Source organism: Clostridiales bacterium FE2011, from assembly GCA_017569305.1.
GTDB lineage: Bacteria > Bacillota > Clostridia > Christensenellales > Aristaeellaceae > Aristaeella.
Genome location: CP069418.1, coordinates 437,876 through 457,833 on the forward strand (window position 1 = coordinate 437,876; position 19,958 = coordinate 457,833).

19 protein-coding genes are annotated in these 19,958 nt (G+C 55.7%); 9 read left to right on the forward strand and 10 right to left on the reverse strand.

What is annotated here, in order from left to right:
* Positions 1–12 precede the first annotated feature (12 nt).
* Together JRC49_02005 and JRC49_02010 are read right to left on the reverse strand one after the other, a co-directional pair.
* Entirely contained in the window at positions 13–2,589 is a 2,577-nt protein-coding gene (locus JRC49_02005; protein QTE71628.1) for a phosphoenolpyruvate synthase, read from the reverse strand.
* 23 nt (positions 2,590–2,612) lie between these two features.
* A complete protein-coding gene (locus JRC49_02010) occupies positions 2,613–3,071 on the reverse strand; it encodes a GNAT family N-acetyltransferase (protein ID QTE71629.1) in 459 nt (152 codons plus the stop codon).
* Between the two features lie 196 nt (positions 3,072–3,267).
* On the opposite strand from JRC49_02010, the gene JRC49_02015 reads away from it, so the two are divergent.
* Entirely contained in the window at positions 3,268–3,618 is a 351-nt protein-coding gene (locus tag JRC49_02015) for a DUF2500 domain-containing protein (GenBank protein QTE71630.1), read from the forward strand.
* A gap of 123 nt (positions 3,619–3,741) precedes the next feature.
* Here the strand turns inward: JRC49_02015 and JRC49_02020 are convergent, their stop codons facing one another.
* The gene (locus tag JRC49_02020) at positions 3,742–6,147 is read right to left on the reverse strand and encodes a glycoside hydrolase family 3 protein (protein ID QTE71631.1); all 2,406 of its coding nucleotides are present in this window, start codon (positions 6,145–6,147) and stop codon (positions 3,742–3,744) included.
* Between the two features lie 283 nt (positions 6,148–6,430).
* Between JRC49_02020 and pap the strand changes: the two genes are divergently transcribed.
* Positions 6,431–7,921: a polyphosphate:AMP phosphotransferase gene (gene pap / locus JRC49_02025; protein ID QTE71632.1), complete on the forward strand. Its 1,491-nt coding sequence runs from the start codon at positions 6,431–6,433 to the stop codon at positions 7,919–7,921.
* A gap of 188 nt (positions 7,922–8,109) precedes the next feature.
* On the opposite strand, the gene JRC49_02030 is transcribed toward pap, so the two are convergent.
* The gene (locus JRC49_02030) at positions 8,110–9,441 is read right to left on the reverse strand and encodes an MATE family efflux transporter (protein QTE72767.1); all 1,332 of its coding nucleotides are present in this window, start codon (positions 9,439–9,441) and stop codon (positions 8,110–8,112) included.
* A gap of 128 nt (positions 9,442–9,569) precedes the next feature.
* Positions 9,570–10,208: a class I SAM-dependent methyltransferase gene (locus tag JRC49_02035; protein ID QTE71633.1), complete on the reverse strand. Its 639-nt coding sequence runs from the start codon at positions 10,206–10,208 to the stop codon at positions 9,570–9,572.
* 197 nt (positions 10,209–10,405) lie between these two features.
* Here JRC49_02035 and JRC49_02040 point away from each other — a divergent pair, with 197 nt between their 5' ends.
* Positions 10,406–11,173, forward strand: a complete 768-nt coding sequence (locus tag JRC49_02040) for a helix-turn-helix transcriptional regulator (GenBank protein ID QTE71634.1) — start codon at positions 10,406–10,408, stop codon at positions 11,171–11,173.
* Between the two features lie 32 nt (positions 11,174–11,205).
* Here JRC49_02040 and JRC49_02045 read toward each other — a convergent pair whose 3' ends face one another.
* Positions 11,206–11,472 carry a hypothetical protein gene (locus tag JRC49_02045; protein ID QTE71635.1) on the reverse strand — a complete coding sequence of 89 codons (267 nt, stop codon included), beginning with the start codon at positions 11,470–11,472 and terminating at the stop codon, positions 11,206–11,208.
* Between the two features lie 229 nt (positions 11,473–11,701).
* Between JRC49_02045 and JRC49_02050 the strand changes: the two genes are divergently transcribed.
* The 5 genes from JRC49_02050 to JRC49_02070 all read left to right on the forward strand — a co-directional run bounded on the left by JRC49_02050 (position 11,702) and on the right by JRC49_02070 (position 16,229).
* Complete coding sequence (locus JRC49_02050) at positions 11,702–12,646, forward strand: hypothetical protein (GenBank protein QTE71636.1); 945 nt, start codon at positions 11,702–11,704, stop codon at positions 12,644–12,646.
* 17 nt (positions 12,647–12,663) lie between these two features.
* A complete protein-coding gene (locus JRC49_02055) occupies positions 12,664–12,891 on the forward strand; it encodes a helix-turn-helix domain-containing protein (protein QTE71637.1) in 228 nt (75 codons plus the stop codon).
* Positions 12,881–13,780 carry a hypothetical protein gene (locus JRC49_02060; protein ID QTE71638.1) on the forward strand — a complete coding sequence of 300 codons (900 nt, stop codon included), beginning with the start codon at positions 12,881–12,883 and terminating at the stop codon, positions 13,778–13,780. Before JRC49_02055 ends, JRC49_02060 begins: the two co-directional genes overlap by 11 nt.
* Positions 13,781–14,101: 321 nt before the next feature.
* The gene (gene pyk / locus JRC49_02065; protein QTE71639.1) at positions 14,102–15,520 is read left to right on the forward strand and encodes a pyruvate kinase; all 1,419 of its coding nucleotides are present in this window, start codon (positions 14,102–14,104) and stop codon (positions 15,518–15,520) included.
* Positions 15,521–15,692: 172 nt separating this feature from the next.
* Positions 15,693–16,229 (forward strand): ECF transporter S component, encoded by a 537-nt coding sequence (locus JRC49_02070; GenBank protein ID QTE71640.1) that lies wholly within the window; start codon positions 15,693–15,695, stop codon positions 16,227–16,229.
* A gap of 74 nt (positions 16,230–16,303) precedes the next feature.
* Here the strand turns inward: JRC49_02070 and JRC49_02075 are convergent, their stop codons facing one another.
* Entirely contained in the window at positions 16,304–16,612 is a 309-nt protein-coding gene (locus JRC49_02075) for a hypothetical protein (protein QTE71641.1), read from the reverse strand.
* A gap of 257 nt (positions 16,613–16,869) precedes the next feature.
* Between JRC49_02075 and JRC49_02080 the strand changes: the two genes are divergently transcribed.
* Positions 16,870–17,121, forward strand: a complete 252-nt coding sequence (locus JRC49_02080) for a hypothetical protein (GenBank protein ID QTE71642.1) — start codon at positions 16,870–16,872, stop codon at positions 17,119–17,121.
* Between the two features lie 44 nt (positions 17,122–17,165).
* Here the strand turns inward: JRC49_02080 and JRC49_02085 are convergent, their stop codons facing one another.
* The 3 genes from JRC49_02085 to JRC49_02095 form a co-directional block, all read right to left on the reverse strand.
* On the reverse strand, positions 17,166–18,461 hold the full coding sequence (locus tag JRC49_02085; GenBank protein QTE71643.1) for an MFS transporter: 1,296 nt from the start codon (positions 18,459–18,461) through the stop codon (positions 17,166–17,168).
* Positions 18,462–18,601: 140 nt separating this feature from the next.
* Positions 18,602–19,138 (reverse strand): PadR family transcriptional regulator, encoded by a 537-nt coding sequence (locus tag JRC49_02090; protein ID QTE72768.1) that lies wholly within the window; start codon positions 19,136–19,138, stop codon positions 18,602–18,604.
* Between the two features lie 5 nt (positions 19,139–19,143).
* Positions 19,144–19,905, reverse strand: a complete 762-nt coding sequence (locus JRC49_02095; GenBank protein ID QTE71644.1) for a 4Fe-4S dicluster domain-containing protein — start codon at positions 19,903–19,905, stop codon at positions 19,144–19,146.
* Positions 19,906–19,958 lie beyond the last annotated feature (53 nt).

The following is a 19,958-nucleotide window of genomic DNA, read 5'->3' on the forward strand; positions in this document are numbered from 1 at the left end:
GTTTTCTTTTTCTCAGAACTTCAGCAGGATATGCTCATTGGTCAGGTCATGATACAGCCGGCAGTCCAGGGCACTGACGTCTGCCAGGCAGACCACGTCCTGCTTTTCCTCCCCGCCGGGAATCTCCCCGATGCGGTTCGGCATCTGCTGCAGCAGTTCCGGCCGGAAGTGGATGGTCCGCTCTCCCGGGAAGACCGCGGTATAGAGAATCTGCGCCTCCACCAGGTCCTGGAAAATATGGCTGCCGTAGGACAGTTCCGGGTTGTACCCGGCCCGGCTTTCAGCGATCTCGCACACCGCGTCAAACCCGCTGATATCCGAGAAGGCCGTGGGCACGCCCAGCTCCGGCGAGGAGGTCCCGATCCGTCCGGGCACCAGCAGCATCAAATGCATCCCTGTGTCCCTGTATTTCCAGTTGATCCGGCCGATCAGGGCGGCAATTGCCGTCTTTTCGTTATAGGGCAGTTGGTAATACTTCACCGGATCCACATAGACAATCCGATCCAGCTTCACCTGGCGGGACAGGCCCATGGAGGCATGCCGCGTTTCCAGCAGAATGTCCTCCGCCGGCACATTCTCCGGCACGGCGACTCCCCCGCCGTCCTTGAACACCTGCAGCGGCCTGCACTGCAGCAGGTTAATCATGTACTCCCGGCTTTCCGATACGTTGATCGTGAACTCGATATCCACCGGCTCGCCGTATTCCTTCTGGATCAGTTGCATCATCCGCTGCATCTTCTCCATCATCTCCCGGTTCCGGACCAGGCCCAGGCAGGAGATAAAACAGATATTCCGCCAGACGCCCCGCTCATGCAGCGAAGCCTCCGCCTCCGTGTCATGCTCCAGCACCTGGTTCTTCACATAGGCCGGCAGCACCGGTTCCAGGTCGTCCAGGGGCACCCGGTTCAAGCTCCGGGTTTTCAGGTCCACAACCTCCGCCTTCCGCTGGGAAAACTGATGTTTCTCCGCCACGGTGGTAAAGTTGGTCACCTCCGGCTTGTCCAGGCTCACCAGCCGCGGATAGGAACCTTCCGTCCGGTCCACGGCGGAAGTGCCCAGGCCTGCCACCAGCCGCAGCATGCCGGCGGAGGAATCAATATCGTTCAGGAACTTGTAGGGACTGAAGGAGTAGCCCACGCCCGCGGCGCAGGGCATATAGTAGGATCCGTAGGCCGAGCCGGAAACCCGCATCACCAGCAGTGCCATCTGCTCATCCCGCTTATCCAGTCCCCGGCGTTTCCGGTAGTCCAGGGCGGAAAGGCTCGCAGAGCTGGCATACACCGTCCTCACCGCGTTCTCAAACTCTTCAAGCCGCTCCTCCGGCGTGCCCCGGTTGGCACAGAACACAGATTCATATTTCCCCGCAAAGGCATTGTCAAAACCATCCTCCAGAATACTGCTGGATCGGACGATATAGGGATCCTGCCCGTAGTATTCCAGGATATGAGTGAACTGCTCCTGGATCTCCCGGGAGAAATGCCCGGTCCGCAGCCGCTCCGCCAGTTCCCCGGCCAGGGGGAAGTACCCCTCCTCCGTCCGCTGCCGGACCCGGATATCCCAGAAATCGTTGTCCACAATGTAGGTATAGAACACGTCGGACCCCACGTAGAAGGAGTCGTGGGGTTCCAGCACGCTGTCAATGTCCGGCGCCAGGTTCCGGATGATCGCCCGGGCCAGCAGCATGCCGCAGGTCTTGCCGCCCACCATGCCGGTGCCCACCATGTGATCCCGCACCCGGAAATAGTCTTCCGGCTTGAAATGCTTCTTGACCAGCACCCGCAGCCGCTCATCCCGGGTCATCATAATGTTGCACATCCGGCCGCACTGCTCCTCCACGGGAATGCGGTTTTCATGCAGCACCTTCGCCTGGGTGAAGAACCGGTCCCAGGAGTCCACATACTGCTCCTCCAGCGTGCGCTGGCAGCTGTTCATCACCTGATAGAAGTGGCTGGTCTGCACGCCGTCCTGGATAGGCCTGATCGTTCCCTCCGCCGGCTTGTACAGATGCGGCAGGAACATGGTTTCGGAACTCCGGTTCCACACCTTCTGGGGACGGATATACACCGTTTCCCGCCCGGCGTCTGAATATACGTCGAGGAACAGCTGGGTGGTGTTCATAATCTTGGTGATCGCGTTAAAGGAATGCCTGCCCCGGATGATCGGGAAAAAGGCCACCGTATCCAGGATAAACAGGAAGGGACAGGTGACCCGGAAGAAGTTGCCCATCATCAGGTCCGTGGCCCAGGCAGTCTGCAGCTCCGAAAGGCAGTCAAACACGTAGAAAGCATCCCGGCCTTCCTGCTCAATCGCCTTGTGGATCTCCACCGTGAAGGTTTCAAACCGGTGGGACAGCGGCACGCAGATCCGCTTGACCTCCGGGCACTCCGGCACCAGCTCCGGATGGCTCGCAAACCGGAAATAGATGATGTTCCGCCCGTCCTTCTTCGCCTGCTCCACAAAGGGATCCGCGAAACGGCGGAATTCATCCAGGTCTGACACACGCCAGACCACATTGTCTCCCATCCGGATATTGTCCAGCACCTGATCCAGCGCCGGAATACCCGAAAGCACCCGGTCAAACGCAGCCATGAGGAAGCCTCCTCCCTGTCAGCTCAAAGCTCCTTCGCGAAGCATACCGCGCCCTCCAGCTTGTCATACGGAGGGTAGTTGTCAATCCGTTGATAGCCCAGTTTCGTATAAAGTGCGACGGCGTCCTTCATGATCTCCCGGGTCTGCAGCACCGTCCGTCTGCAGCCCTTCGCTTTCGCCTTATCTTCCAGGATCGCCATCATCAGGGTAGCGATCCGGCGTCCCCTGCAGGCCGGTTCCACCCAGACCCGCTTGATCTCAACATCCGTATCAGAATACCGTTTCAGCCCGGCGCAGCCCACCGGGGTTCCGTTCCTGTATACCAGCAGCACGTCCTCCACCGCGGAAGACAGGTTGTAAGGGATAAACTGCCGCCGGTTCTCCTCTCCGCCGACAATCCGGCTGTAATACGCTTCCGTGATCAGGTAAAAATCCCTGAAAACCTTGTCATTTCCGTCAGTCCATGTGAATCTCAGTGCCATTAAAATTCATTCCTCCGGTAACAAAAAGACAAAGGAATCAAATCTGACTCCCTTGCCGTCAAACAAAGTATATCATAATTTATGTTTTTCGTACAATAACCCGCTCTATTTTTCCAAACAATTCCTTTTATTCCAGGCCTTTTCCATGTATTATACTTACAGCAAAACACTGTTATGATGAAAGGAGTGCCTGCAGATGAACAGCATGCTTTACACACACGGAACCGGCGCTTTTGACGCTTTCAGCACATTAATTGTCGTGCTTATCATCGGCGGCCTTATTTACGCTATCGCCAAGGGCGTCTCGCAGTGGAGCCAGAATAACAACTCACCTGATGTGACAGTGAATGCGACGGTGGTTGCGAAAAGAACTGAAGTATGGGGCCACGAGCATGCCCATACCAATTACTACGTGACCTTCCAGCTGGAAAACGGTGAGCGGCTGGAACTCCCCGTGAAAGGCACCGAGTATGGCATGCTTTCCGAATCCGATCACGGTAAGCTCAGCCACCAGGGCACCCGCTACCACGGATTTGAAAGGGATTAAGTTCATAATATTCAAAGCGCAAGTGGAACGTGGCTGCAGGGACAGTCCCTGCTGTAACCGTTTAAAAAACGTGACAGTAGGGCTGTCCCTCTGTCACGTTTCACTGTTTTATCTTCGCTTGTTTCAGTCAATTCTCAGGATCAACCGCAGAACGTTCACTGCGGCTTTTTCCATTTCTTCCCGCGTCAGCACGCCCTTCTCCAGGGCCTCCAGCAGCCGCTCCGGGAAACCGGTGGCCATCTTCATGTCGTTGCCGGCTGCCACTTCCTTGTAGTGCTCGCCCAGGGTCCACCAGTCGGTGGTCACCATACCGTCAAAGCCCCACTCCTCACGAAGGATGCCGGTCAGCATGTCCTTGTATTCGCTGGCCCGGTGGCCGTTCACGATGTTGTAGCTGGACATGAGGGACCAGGGATGGGCTTCCTTCACCACGATCTCAAACTGCCGCAGGTAGATTTCCCGGATGGCCCGCTCGGAAACCCGGGCGTCGCAGTTGCGGCGGTTGGTTTCCTTGTTGTTCAGGGCAAAGTGCTTCGGCGTGGCCGCGATATGCTCGCTCTGCACGCCCCGGACCAGGCCCGCGGCCTGCTTGCCCGCCAGCAGCGGATCCTCGGAATAATACTCAAAGTTCCGGCCGCACAGCGGGTTCCGGTGAATGTTCACCCCGGGCGCCAGCCAGACCATGATGTTGTTTTCCTTGGCTTCCTGCGCCACCGCGGTACCTACCTCGCCGCACAGTTCCGGATCCCAGCTGGCTGCCAGCAGCGTGGAACAGGGGAAGGCGGTGGTGGTCACGCCGATGTCCTTATGGAAGCGGATGCCCGCAGGGCCGTCCGCCGTCATGATGTTGGGAATGCCGTAAACCGGGTTGTTACCATAGCCGAAGGTGTTTGCCAGGCCCACATTGGGCTGTCCGCCCAGCAGGGCCGCCAGGTCTTCCGCCGGCAGCGCGGCCACAAAGGCCTCCAGGGTCATCTTCCCTTCCGCCACGTCCTTCAGCTTCATGCCGTCCTTGGGGGCAAAATGGCTGATCCGCGGAATCGCCCGGGTCTCCGGATTGGCAAAGAGCACTTCCGGCGTCATGGGTGCCAGCGCGGTATAGTTGAAATCATTGCAGGGGGCAGTGGGCAGCTTCTCATAGCTGCCGTCCGCCCGGAGACGCTTCTCCAGGTTAGTGGGCACCATGCGGGCAGTCAGCTGTTCGGTCACCCGGTCTTCCGCCAGAATCCAGGTTTCCTCCGCCCAGGCGCCGTCCCGGACACTGGTGCCGATGAAGAACCGGTATTCGCCCTTTTCCAGCACGCGGGCGGAACGGGCCACCTTGCCCAGGTCGTCATAGCTGGCCATCTGGGAAAGCGGGAAACGGATTGCAATCTCTTCCGTCTCACCGGGCGCCAGGAGCTTCGTCTTCCTGTATCCGGCCAGTTCCTTCGCGGGCTTGCCCAGCAGGCCCTGGGGCGCGCTGAAGTAAACCTGCACAACCTCCCGGCCCGGGCAGCCTCCGTCATTGGTCACCTTCACCCGGATTTCCGCCTCGTCCTCCGTGAAGCTCACCTGCTGCTCCGAGAGGGAGAAGCGGGTGTAGCTGAGGCCGAAACCGAAGGGATAAACCACTTTCTCCGCTGCCCCGGCAATGGTCTCAAAGTACCGGTAGCCGACGTAGATATCCTCTGTATAGTTCACATAGGTGTCGCTGTCATAAAAATCCACACATCCGGGATAATCATCCAGTTTTTCCGCCAGGGTATCCGGCAGTTTGCCGGAAGGGCAGGTCACGCCGGCCAGCAGCTCCGCCGCGGCGCAGGCTCCCTCCATGCCGCCCTGGAAGGCCAGGAGCAGGCCCTGGATCCGGGGATTGTTCCGGAAGCAGGCAGTTTCCATCATCCCGCCGGTATTCAGCACCACGATGACCTTGTCAAAGGCTTGGCTGACAGTTTCCACCATAGTGCGCTCTGCGTCGGAAAGATAGAAATCTCCCCGTTCAAAGAGCACGTCGCTCATACTGACCGCGTCGCCGGTCACCGGATCCTTCCGGGTGATCTTCGCCCGGTCAGACTTCCGATCCCAGTCCTCGCCGGAGAAACGGCTGATGGAGATAACGGCGGTATCCGTAAACTCCCGGGCTTCCTGCAGCAGGACTTCCGGCACCGGCGGCTCCGCCACCATGCCCGGCACCCAGTGATCCTCATACTGGGCGGCCACATAGTTCCGGTAATACTTCATGGTGCCCGGATAAACGGCTTCCTCGCCCATTACTTCAATCATCCCGTCAAACATGTCCCGAACATAGGCCACGGTCACGTCGCCGCTTCCGCCGCCGCCCTTGACATAGTCCGCGGACGCTTTACCGAAGAGCGCCACCCTGCAGCCATGCCGCAGCGGCAGAACGCCCTGGTTTTTGAGCAGCACCATACCTTCCCCCGCAGCCCTGCGGGAAAGGGCAATATTTTCCTTGCCTGCGGTTACCCGCTTTCCGTCTTTTCCAAGGGGAATACCGGGCAGATAACGCGCGCGAATCCACTTCTCCATACAGATCCTCCTGAACTATTCCACCGTTTTTTCAGTCACCAAGGTATGATATATCTTAGAGCAAGCTTTAAGTCAAGAGATTATTTATGCTTCCCGGTCGAAAATGGACGTGACTGTAGGGACAGTACGTTCCTGTCACGATTTTTGAAAAAAATGTGACAGAAGGTCTGTCCCTCTGTCACGTCCTCTTCCATTCGGTTGAAACATCCACCCAAATCCGCTATAATATCCTCACCTGCAAAACTGCACATTTCCCCCTGTGGACTGAAGGAGGTTCTTATTTATGCTTCAGGATTTTGAGAAATGCAAACCAGAGGATAAAGATACCCTCAACGCGGAAATCAAAGAGCTGCGTGCCCGCCTGATTGCCACCCAGCAGCTGCTGCGGGAGAAAAAGCTGCCGGTGCTGGTACTGATCGAAGGCTGGGCCGCTGCCGGCAAAGGCAGCCTCATCAAGGAGATTATCAGCGAGATCGATCCCCGCTTCTATAACGTGGTCTCCCCCGCCGTGATTCCGGAAAGCGAATCCCGGTATCCTTTCCTGTACCCCTATGCCTCCGCGATTCCGGAAAACGGCAAGCTCATCTTCCTGGATTCCGGCTGGATGGAAAACGTGGTCCGCAAGCAGCTGCGGCTGGAAATCTCCAAAGAGGAATACAAGCGCCGTGTCCGGGCCGTGAACGAGTTTGAGCGCCAGCTGAGGGACGGCGGCTACCTGGTACTGAAGATCTTCCTGCACATTGACAAAGAGGAGCAGTTTGAGCGCCTGAGCGCCCTGTCGGAAAGCGCGGATACCGAGTGGCGGGTCACCCCGGACGACCTGTGGCAGCACCGGGAATACAAGCAGTTTCTCAAGGCCTATGACGATTTCATGGAGAAAACCGATGAAACGGTGAAATGGCATATCCTGGACGGCACAAAGAAAAAGGCCGCTGTCCGTGACGCCATGAAGCTGCTGGTGGAAAAGATCGACAAAGCGCTGGAGAAAGGCCGCTATACCGGCGAACCCTTTGAGGAAGAATTCCCCCTGCTGAAAATGCCGAAACTTTCCGAGGTGGACCTGTCCCCAGCCATTGAGGAAGAGGAATATAAGAAAGAGCTGAAGAAGCTGCAGAAGCGTCTGAGCGAGCTGCACAACGTCATTTACCGTAAGAAGATCCCTGTGATCCTCTGCTATGAGGGCTGGGACGCCGCCGGCAAGGGCGGCAACATCCGCCGGGTTGCCTATCCGCTGGATCCCCGGGGCTTTGACGTGCATCCTATTGCCTCCCCCGAACCCCACGAACTGAACCGCCAGTACCTCTGGCGTTTCTGGACACGGCTTCCCCGCACCGGGCACATTTGCATCTTTGACCGCACATGGTACGGCCGTGTCATGGTGGAGCGGCTGGAAGGCTTCTGCTCCGAGAAGGACTGGAAGCGGGCCTATAACGAGATCAACGAGTTTGAGCGCCAGCTGACCGACTGGGGCGCCGTGCTGCTCAAGTTTTGGATCCACATTGACCAGGATACCCAGCTGGCCCGGTTCAACGAGCGGCAGAACACCCCGGAGAAGCAGTGGAAGATCACCGAAGAGGACTGGCGGAACCGGGAAAAGTGGCCCCAGTATGAAACCGCGGTGGACGAAATGCTCCAGAAAACCAGCACGGAAAACGCCCCCTGGTTCATCATCGAATCCAACGACAAACACTACGCCCGGATCAAAGCCCTGCGGATTATTGTGGAAGCGCTGGAAAAAGCCTGCGAATCCCACTTTGAAAACACCTACGGCTGAGGCACAAAGAAACAGTCAAAGAAAACAGGATGCTGCCGCAAGGCAGCATCCCATTTCTTTGGAGGTATGTTCATGGTATATCATTCGGGCTGGCATATCCCGATTGATACCGCTTGGCAGTTAGGCTTAACTAACCGTTGACATGATATCAAATTATTCTCCCTTCGTCAACAGAAAATATCACTTTTTTATTCAGCGATTTCCGTTTTTCCCTTCACCAGCACGCTCCGCGAATACCGGATAATCAGCAGTGTGGAGCACAGGATCCATCCCACGGGATAGGCCAGCGCCACGGCCAGGAACCCGGCACCCAGCGTCTTCGTTACCGCCAGGTAAATCTGCCGGAAAACCACGAAGGAGGCCAGCATGATTACCGTCGGCATGGTGGCGTCTCCCACGCCCCGCAGGGCACCGGCATAGATCTGGTTGAAGCAGATGGCGATATAGAACGGCGTCACAATCCGGATAAAGCGAATGCCGTAATCAATCACTTCTTCCTCAGGGGAGAAGAAATTCATCAGCGGCCTGGCCAGCAGGAACACAGCCAGTCCCAGTACCGCGGTGGAAACCAGGCTCATCACCGTGGCTGTCCGCACGCCTTCCCGGGCACGCGGGATCTTCTTCGCGCCCCAGTTCTGGCCCACAAAGGTGGTGGAAGACATGCTGATGCTCTGCACCGGGATCAGGGCAAAGGCGTCGATCTTGCCGTACACGCCGTAGCCCGCCATGCAGGCGGAGCCGAACTGGTTGATGTAGGACTGGACGAACACATTGGAGAAGGAGGTCACCGCCGCCTGGATGCTGCTGGGCAGGCCGATCTTCAGGATCATCGACAGGGACCGCTTGTCCACGCAGAGCTTCCTCCAGCGGATACCGTAGTTCCCCTTCTCCTTTGTCAGGGTGAACATGATCAGCAGGGCGGACAGAATCTGAGACAGCACCGTGGCATAGGCCACGCCGTCCACGCCCATACCGAAGGCCAGCACAAACAGCAGATCCAGCACCGTGTTCAGCAGGGCGGAAATAATCAGGAAAATCAGGGGTCTTCGGGAATCCCCCACCGCTCGCAGGATGCCGCTGCCCAGGTTATAGAACAGCACCCCGGACACCCCGCCGAAGTAGATGGTCAGATAGCAGGAGCTTTCCGGCATCACGTCCTCCGGCGTCTGCATGAAGCGAAGCATGGGGTTGATAATCATCAGGCCGAAAACCGTCGCCAGCAGGCTGACCACAAAGGTCAGGGCCACGGTGGTATGCACGGCCTTGCTGAGGCCTTCGTCATCATGGGCGCCGTACCGCTGGGAAATCACCACCGACGCGCCGGTGGCCAGGCCTGCGCAGAAGCCCACGATGGTATTGATAATCGGTCCCGTGGAGCCGACCGCCGCCTGGGCTTCCTGCCCGACGAACTGGCCCACCACCAGGGTATCCACCGTATTGTACAGTTGTTGGAAGAGCAGTCCGATGGCCATGGGAATCGAGAATTGCAGCATATGCTTCCAGATATTTCCCTCGGTCATATCCAGATCCAGCCGGGCCACAGAATCCCCTCCTCCCTTTCATGTGGACACCCATTATAGCAGAGGAATCCAAAAACGCAAGAAAAAAGGAATGCCGAAGCATTCCGATGAATTCATCATTCACTTTTTCAGCTTTCCCAGTTCCGGATCACCATAGTGTACTGTCCTTTCCGGTCGTCCGGATCCTCCAGCATCACATAAGGCTTGCCGGTCATTTCTCCCAGTTCCTCCGGAGTATAGGGATGGTGGACTCTCCCTTTCCATTTGCCTTCCGTATAGAGATAGTCCCCGTCCTCATTCACGGTATGGGGCTCCGTCTCATACTCTTCATCCGGCCCGTCCACCGACGCGATCACGCAGCCGCCCGGCCGGGTAATCCGGCACAGCTCCTGCACGGCCTTCTTTGCTTCCTGAAGCGGCATATGATCCAGCACGTCCATGCATACCACCGCGTCAAAAGCGTGATCCTCATATCCGGTTTTCATCACCCCGGCTGCGCGGAAATCCCCGTAATACCCTTTCTTTTTCAGCAGATCCGAGGAGATCTCCGCCGCCTTCGCGGAAATATCAAAACCGGATACGGAGAACCCGTTCGCGGCCAGCTTCAGGGAGAACAGCCCGCAGCCACAGCCGGCATCGCATACCGATACCGCCCCGCGCTTATGCAGGTACCTGATCACCGCATCCGGCGTCAGGTCACACTTTTTCACATAAGCCGTGATCCGCTTCTGGTCTGTTGCTTCCCAGATTTCATCCCAATACATCATATCACCCGTCGTTTATTAGTGACAGAAAGAAAAGCTTCTGTCACCAATTAATACGTTTTTACTTGACTTCTGTCATTATTCTATACCAACATTGCAAATTATGCAAACACATCTTTACAGGAATGTCGTTTTCTCGTTTTTATGTGTGTTCATCTCTTTCAGCTCAGTGTTATAATTCAACTGCCGGTGGAGACAGGTTGCGAGACGCTGTATTCTGTTTTCCCGGCTCACAGGGTATCCTGCAGGGGAACAACGCGAAGGCAGGCAGCAAACCGCTTGCCGGAAAGGAGCTGACCATGAACTTTGGCAGCAATCTCAGAAAGCTCCGGAAGGAGAAAAACCTGACCCAGGAAGCCCTGGCCGAATGCCTCAATGTATCCGCACAGACCGTGAGCAAGTGGGAGAACGGCGCCTCCATGCCGGATATTTCCCTCCTGCCCCTGCTGGCGGACTATTTCCAGGTGTCAGTGGATTCCCTGCTGATGCATGACGCCGCGCAGCGCCTGCAGGACGTCCGGAATCTCGGCAAGGAAATCCGCGCCCTGGCTGAAGCCGGGAAAAAAGCCGAAGCCTACACCCGGCTGAAAGCCTCCATGAACCAGTGGAAGTTATCCGTTTCCGTGAACCACCTGATGAGCTGGACAGCCCGTCAGTACGCCTTGGAATGCACCGGTGCAGACCGCACCCGCCTGCTGGAGGAAGCCATCTCCTGGGCAGACAGGACTATCTTCCTGGACTGCGGAGAAACCGGAAGAACAGTACAGGCAAAAATGTCCAAGTGCTATTGCCTGATGGAATTGGACCGCCGGCAGGAGGCAAGGAATATCGCAGAATCCCTGCCCTCCCTCTATTCCTCCCGGGAAATCGTCCTGTCCAGGATCACTTCAGGAGATGAACAGCAGCAATTTATTCAATCCGCCCTGCAGGATCTTGATGAACTGAAAGCATCCCTCCGGGCGCTGTAATAATGCCAACCCAGGCTGACAGGATTATCCTGTCAGCTTTTTGATTCTTCAACGATCAGATGCTTTTTATCTTTCAGCCGCAGCCCGAACACCGCCCCGCACTTCCGGCAGGCCAGCGCCCGCACCCCGCAGCCCCGGGGAACCACCGTCTCCTGGATGGCAGGAACAAAAGCTACGCCGGCGGTCGCCATAAGATCGCCTTCAATGATTTTGTCACTGCCGCATTCCGGGCACCTGGCTGTTCTGAGCCTTTCCTCGTCCTGCCCGGCATTATAGGTATCCCAAAGTCCTTTACGCATCCTGTTCCCCTCCTTCCATCTGTCAGGATGTTCCATTCTTTGCTATTATTGTGCCCGATTTCGGCAGATGAATACAGAACCACATCCGAAAAATAAACAGCGTTATTTTTCCGGCATTGCCTTAATCCCAAAAAAATCACAAAACTTGTTTTGAAAATTATTGACAAACGATAATTTTATGATATTATGATTATCGTAAAACAATAATTCATCAAACGGGGTGATCTCTTTGAAACGGAAAACGCTGATCCGGGTACTGATCGCGGAAGGGATTCTGCTGGCCGCATTGTCCCTGCTGACGCTGATGATTCCGACGCTCTTTTCCTCCCTGCTCTCCTTCCCACTGGAACAGATTGCCCTGGGAATGAGATCCCTCTCCCTTACCGGCACCGTCGGCAACGGGGTTGCAATGCTGCTGATCGCGCTTTCAGCCCTGATCCCGCTTTTCTTTGCCCTGCGTTATCCCGGCGGCCGGGAAACCCTGGCGGAAAGGATTGCCCTGTTCGTGCTGGCCCTTATCCTGCCGGTGGCGCTCTACGGCATCCTGAATCCCGGCATGTTCTACGGCAAGATCCCGGGCGGTATTGAAAGCTACGAGCGTGCGCTCCGGGTTTTCCTCTCCACTTCCGTCTGGACAGTGCTCATCCTGTTCGTTGTGCTCAGGCTGATCCGCCTGTTCCGGAACGGTAACCGGGAGCAGCTCTTCCGCTACCTGCGGAATATCCTGTGCGCGCTGTGCATCTACTTCACCGCGCAGCTTGTCATTAACCTGTTTGTCAGTATCCTGACGCCCGCGGGAACCGAAATGAGTACGGCTGGCTTCATCCATGGCCTGCTGAGCCTGATTGCAGTGATTGTCCCCCTGGTGCTGGATATCCTGGTTGCCCTGCGCATGCTGGCCCTGCTGGAAACAGCCGCCACAGAAGAGCAGGAAGGCCTTACAGAGGCTGCCGGAAAGCTCAGCCGCCTGAGCTGTATCACCCTGGCTGTTACCAGCGGGCTTACCGCCCTGCTGTACATCGCGCAGGTTCTTCTGCTGCCGCAGCTGTCCAATGTCAGCACGGAAGTAAACCTGCCTGTCACGGATCTGTTCTTTGTCCTTGTGATCCTGCTGCTGTCCCGCCTGCTGATTGAAAACAAACAGCTGCGGGATGGCAACAGCCTGTTTATCTGACCGGAGGGAGGCGTCCTATGGCAATCCGGGTATGTCTGGAAGACGTGCTGAAAGCCCGCGGCATGACTTCCAAAGAGCTGTGCGGGCTGATCGGAATCACGGAGGCCAATCTGTCCATTCTGCGCAGTGGAAAGGCAAAGGGTATCCGTTTCGGTACGATCAACAAGATCTGCTATTACCTGCAGTGTGACGTTGGTGATATCCTGAAGTTTGACGGAGTTCTGGAGGACGACGATGAAGACTAAGAAATATATCATTATCCTTGCCTGCTGCATCCTGGCGGCAGCCTTTATCCTGGGCATAACCGGCGTGGTGAACCTGTCCACCGGCATCCAGGTGAAAAACAGTGACCGGCTCATCGGCTTCCTGATCACCCGTGACAGCCTGGATCAGGCGGACGATTACCACTACCCGGCCACCCGGGTTGAAAAGCAGGGTACCATCGAGGTGGACGGTGAAGAGGAACCCTATCTGGACGTGAATTACGTTTTTGAAGGCATTGACGGAATCCCGTTCATGCTTGCCGACACTACGGGTGAAGACGGCGTGAACAGCTCAACCACCATATCAGACGGTGGTGTATCAGACGTTCAGGTTTATCATTCACAGACAGATGATAACATCACCGAAGAAAGCCTCACCGGCACCCTCTACCTGGCTCGCGGAAAAGACGACTACCTGTTCTTTTTCAATCCAATCTACCAGACCGCGGACGGCGACGTCTATGCCGTCAGGACTGCCTCCGGCATGGCGCCGAGCCTGGGGCTCTGTTCTTCCGTATCCACCCACAAAACGCAGGACCTGAGCTGGACGGAAGGAATAAAAACCTTCACCCGCTCCATGCGCGTGGAAGTCAAAATGCTGCTGGCTGACAAGCCTGTGAAAGTCAGCATTTACCAGTACAACGCTGACCACGAGCTGATCCGCTCTGATGAGTATGATCCCCTCAGCGTTCCGGAAACCTTCTCTCCCCGTCCCGTGGCCGAATACCTCGTCATTGAAACGGAAAACGAAGGCGGCGATCCCGTACGGGAGATCTGCGGAAAGAAGGATGAATCCTTCACCGTTAAGCTTGCCCGGGAAGACGGGATCTGCGTGGCGGAAGGGCATGAGATAATCTGGCCTAAATGGTAAGCGAACGGACACTGGTTATCCAGTGTCCGTTTAATTCATAATTCATAATTGTAGAATGATTCTACATGTCTTCCCTGTCATCCTGACCAAGGCCACATTGTGGCCTCCTCTGGAGATGTAAACCTTCAAGTAACAGGAGCATCCTTCTGCGTAGAATAAAACTAATTCTGAATTATGAATTATGAATTGTGAATTGTAATTAATGGCTTGTTTTGAAACATTTTTCACAGTTGCCTGTAACGAATAAAACAACTATAATAACAGTATCTGCAGTACCGCAGATACTGTTTTCTGTTTTTGACTTTATCCTGGAGGAATATCATGCTTAGAAAAACCAAAATCATCTGTACCATCGGCCCGGCGAGTGAGAATGAAGAAACCCTCACCGCTATGTGTCAGGCGGGCATGAACGTTGCCCGGCTGAACTTTTCCCACGGATCCTATGAGGAGCACCTGCGGCGCATTCAGCTGATCCGCTCTGTGCGGGAAAAGCTGAACCTGCCCATCGCCATCATGCTGGACACAAAGGGACCGGAATACAGAATCAAAACCTTCGCGAACGGTCCCGTGACGCTCCATGATGGAGATCTGTTCACCCTGACCACGGAGGATATCCTGGGAGATGAAACGCGGGTTGCCGTGACCTACGCCAACCTGACGAATGAACTGTTCCCCGGAGACACCGTGCTGATCAACAACGGACTGGTCATCATGAAGGTGGAAGAGGTCAAGGGCAACGACGTCATCTGCCGCGTGCAGAACGGCGGCGTCCTGTCTGACCGGAAGAGCATGAATTTCCCCGGCAAGGTGCTGAAGCAGGATTTCCTGTCCGAGCAGGACAAGAAGGACCTGCTCTTCGGCATTGAAAACGGCGTGGACTTCGTCGCCGCCTCCTTCGTGTCCTCCAAGTCCGACGTGCAGGCCATGCGTGACCTGCTGAATGCCAACGGCGGCAAGGACATCGACATCATCGCCAAGATTGAAAACCGCAGCGGCGTGGACAACGTGGAGGAAATCTGCGAGGTCGCGGACGGCATCATGGTGGCCCGCGGTGACCTGGGCGTGGAAATCCCCTTCATGGAAGTTCCCGCCCTGCAGAAGTACCTGATCAGCAAGTGCCGCATGCTGGGCAAGCGGGTAATCACCGCCACGGAAATGCTGGAAAGCATGATCCAGAATCCCCGTCCCACCCGCGCCGAAATCTCCGACGTGGCCAACGCCGTGTATGACGGATCTTCCGCCATCATGCTCAGCGGCGAAACCGCCGCGGGCAAGTTCCCTGTCCAGGCGGTGCAGACCATGGCCGAAACGGCCCAGTTCACCGAAGCAGGTATCAACTATGCCAAGCGCTTCCGCACCATGGAGTTCTCCATCAACAGCAACCTGGACTCCGTTTCCCACGCGATCTGCTCCATGGCCGTGGACGTGAAGGCCAAGGCCATCGTGGTCAACTCCATCTCCGGCCGTACGGCCCGCATGGTTTCCCGTTTCCGCTGCCCGGTGGATATCATCGGCACCACCACCAATGAGCGGGTCTGGCGGAAGCTGAACCTGTCCTGGGGCGTCACCCCGGTGCTGACGGAGAGCTACTCCTCCATGGACGTCATGTTCTGGCAGGATCTGAAGATTGCCCGGGAAATCTTCACCCTGGAACCCGGCGACAACGTGGTGCTGACCGGCGGCCAGATCAACGGCGATCCCGGAAACACCAATACCATCAAGGTAGAGTGCATCAGTTGAAACTGAACAACGCACTTTTAACCCGTCTCCAGCAAGTTATGGAGACGGGTTTTTTATACTGTTCTGTTTTAAATCTGGTCTTATGTTTTTGTGTGATTCTGGCACTTTTCATAGTGCCACTTTCCGTCTATACTCCTCACCAACACGAGCAAGGTTGAAGGAGGTACTTAACATGACGACCGCAGCTTATTCCATCCGCAGGGGCTCCCTGATCTGGCTGACCATGACCGCCCTCTTTATGGGCATGAACATTATTCTTTCCCTGAGCATTTTCAGTATCCCGGTGCCGGGCGGCCACCTGTATTTCTGCGACGTGGTGATCAACACGGCCGCTGTGCTGCTGGATCCCTTCGCCGCGTTCCTGGTCGGCGGCGTCGGCTCCTTTCTGGGCGATTTCTTCTTCTATCCGGCGCCCATGTTTGTCTCCCTGGTTACCCATGGCCTGCAGGCCGTGGTGGTCTCCCTGATCTCCCGTAAGGTGCTGTTCGGAAAGCAGGCCGCTTCCTCCGTCATCGGCGTCACCGTCGGGGCGATCATCATGACCATCGGCTATACCCTGGGCCGGGCCTATGTCTACTCCACACCCGAATACGCCATCCTGAAGCTTCCCTTTGAGATCCTCCAGGCCGGCTTTGGCGCGGTGGTTGCCATCCTGCTGCTGTATCCCATGGGACTGAGAAAGCTTTTCGAAAAAACGGTCCGGAGGTAAACTCCGTTCCGGTTATACAAAAAAACGATCCGGCATCTGCTGCCGGATCTTTTTATGTTCAGGAGGAAAATTCATTATTTCTTCCTTTTCTCAGACCTGTCAAGGATGATCTTTTCAAATATTCCAAACACGAGGAGCACCCCGCCGAAGCCGAAGGCCGCAAGGAAGACCGGCGGAAGAAACAGGCACGGGATCAGCATGACCAGTCCCATCGCCAGCATCGGCGTCAGCCCCACCTTGCGCAGCAGCTCATATACGCGGCCCTGATATGCCCGGGGCTTTGTCCAACGCTCGATATATCCTGTCCCGCGGCTTTCCAGCATCTCATTTTCTTCCATTTCGTCCATGAGGGCGAAATTGCTTCTGCCCCTGTTCTCACTCACTGCTGTCACCTTCCCTTCCTGCAGTTTCCATTGTATCAGGTACCGTGTTTCAGTGTCATCACCATCATGTAACAATGGTGTAAATAATAGCATTCCACAATACACATGTGACAAAGGGACAGCTTTACTGTCACATTTGCGCCGCCTATTCTACGTTTTGTAGAAAAATCATTTTTCATTTTATACGAACTGGGTGTTCAATCTCCATGTCAAGCCGTTTATCATGATATCAGATCAAGCGAACGGAGGAAACGATGATGATGGCCATGACTACGATGAGCAACAACACTGTGAAGATGATGGGACTCGAAGGAAGCCGCAGGAATGCCCGCCGGAGCAGTATCTCCAACCTCATGGCAAAAATCGGTGCCTTCCTCCGCAGCCGTCTCCAGGCCGGTTCCGAAACCCGCTGGAGCTACACCCGGAACGAGAGCGAAGAGTTGCTGCACCAGGCCCGCTGCATGGGCTGGGCGGTCAACAGCGTACTCAACACCCGGCGGATCTGCTGAGCACAGTAAAAAGCGGCAGGAGCGTTCACTCCTGCCGCTGCTTTTTATTTGTCGCTGTAGTGGAATTGTTTCATCCGGTGACCCCAGACAAGGCAGTGGATCGTTCCCGCCACGCCCAGCACAAACATGACCACTGCGGCGCCGGAGCCTTTTCCCGATCCAAAGAGGAATGTCAGGGGCTCCACGGTTTCGCATCTTGCCATGAAGGGTTCAAAGACGCTGTCCACCATCCATCCGCCCAGCAGCATCCCGATGGGGATGGTAAAGAACTGCAGCGAGTTCCGGCAGGCGTATACCCGCCCCTGCAGTTCCACCGGCACGGTGCTCCGGAAGATCACATCATAGTTTGCGCTCATCACCGGAACAAGGATCCAGCCGACCACCTGGCTCAGGCACCAGATCCACGGAATCCGGCAGAAAGCCAGCAGGAAGTTCTCCACGCTCAGGGAGATCAGCATCGTCACATAGACCACCCGCATGCGGTTTTTCGGTCTGGGAAGGACCGAGACCAGCAGGCTTCCAAGGATCATGGCGATCCCTGAAAAGGCGGTTACAATCCCCAGCATGGATGTGCCGCCCCGGGGATTCGGGATCACGTAGCCGGGCAGGGTTGCGTCAAAGGCGGACGCCACCAGGTTGACGCCGGACATGAACAGGATCATGGTCAGGATCATGGGCGTACGCTTCAGATATGCGACGCCCTCCTTCACCAGCACCGACATCCGCTCTTTCTGCGTCACCGGCACCTCCGGTATCCGGATCAGGAAGAGCAGCGTCAGGAACGCGATCGCAAAGGTAGCCAGGTCCACCGCAATCACCAGCTTCAATCCGGCCATTCCGTACAGGGCCGTCGCGAACAGCGGATTCAGGACGGAGATCATGGACCTGGACATGGAATGCAGCCCGCTGGCCCGCTGATACTGTTCCTTCGGGATCAGCAGGGTGGTGGCCACTTCCGAGGCCGGCTGCTGCACCGTGTTCATCAGGCCCGAGAAGGCGTTGATTGCGTAAAGGTGCCACACGGCAAGATTGTCAGTCAGATACAGCACCAGCACCGTAACGGTGCACAGCGCCGCCAGCAGGTCGCAGACGAGCATGGTTTTCTTCTTGTCAAACTTGTCCGTCAGGGCACCCGCAAAAATGCTCATAATGACGTAAGGCGCATATGAGCAGATGGTCAGCGCCGCCGTCTTCAAGGCCGATCCGGTGGTTTCATAAAGCCACAGGGTCAGTGCAAACGAAGTCATGGCACTGCCAAGCTGAGACAGACTCTGTGTACTCCACAGAATCAGAAAGTCTTTTAAACCTTTTCCAAAAGATTTGATTTTATCGAATTTCATTTTTCCTTTGCTCCTATTTTTTCTTTTTCTTTTTTAGAAGCAAAGTCTGAGGCTTATATTATTCCTCCATACAGTCCCTCAAACCCTGCATGGAGCCGAGACAACGGCCAGGAACATTTCCCCTTCACCTTTCCTTTTCTTTACATTAAAAGCTTTTTTGCTTTCACACACCATTTCAGATACGCTTCATATGTTTCAATACCGAAGAGCACAGTCAGATAATAGTACAAATGGTCCTCTTCCTGCAACACCTGCTCCAGGTTTTTCCGGAAAAACTGCAGGGCAGCCAGGTCCTTCTCTACCTGTTTTTCAAAGATCTCAATATTCCTGATGGTGACTTCCTTCCCGGCAGACCGGCCGAAAAAGAGCTTGACCAGGGTTTCATACTTCAGGTCATTGTCAGCTTTGGAATCCTTCAGCCAGTTTTCCAGCGTCTCCCTGCCCGCGGCGGTAATCCGGTACAGGATCTTTTCCCGGCCGGAGCCGGAAGACGCCCCGGTTTTCTCCACCTGCCCGGCCGCCAGCATGCCGCTCAGGGCAGGATAAATACTCCCGTAGCTGCCCTTCCAGAAGAAGCTGATCTCATGGTCAATCCGCTTTTTGATGTCATATCCCGTCATGTCTTCATGGGCCAGCAGGCCCAGAATCACCATATCGATCTTCCTGTCCTTCGGCATATCGTTTACCGCCTCCAGCTCATCCGGTATTTCAGCGCCTTCTTCGGGCATTCATCCACGCAGGCACCGCACTGTATGCATTCGGTGCACTTTGCGTTGATTCCTTTTTCTGTCATTGCTTTCACGTCCAGACCCATCGGGCAGGCCTTGCTGCACTTTCCGCAGGAAACGCACTGCATCCTGTCCGCCTCAATATGCAGCTGGGGCAGATGCAGGAAACGGCCGACAGTGCTGCCGATGACCATGAAGGGCGCCATCCAGCACAGGTAATGGCAGGCGCCTCTCCTGCCGTGGATCAGGCCGGGCAGCACAAGAATCATCAGCACTCCGTAGTATACCACATAGTTATGGATTTCCGTGACGGAGATACCGTGATCCGTCTGGTAAAAGAAATCAACAGTGACCTTGTTCTTTCCGAGGATGAAGGTTACGATCACCAGGGTGATCCAGATGACCCAGATGACATACTTGATATGATTGCGCCAGCCCTGTTTTGCCGGCTTGTCATTGCAGCGAATCAGGCACTCCTGCATGCCGCCGGCCGGGCAGAGCCAGCCGCACCAGGCGCGGCCCAGGAACAGGGACGCAGCCAGCATGGCCATAGACACAAAGAAGCTGCCGTTCATAATATGTTCAGACGCGGCCTGGATAATCAGCGCAGGGGAAAAATACCAGATCGTGACCGGGAAAAGCAGGAATGCGATAAAGAGAATGGTTCTGCGTACTTTCTGTCTCATGACAATAAAACTCCTCCCGCAATATATCATTTTGATATATTGCGGGAAATATCATAATCCCCTTTTTATTATCTGTCAAGTAA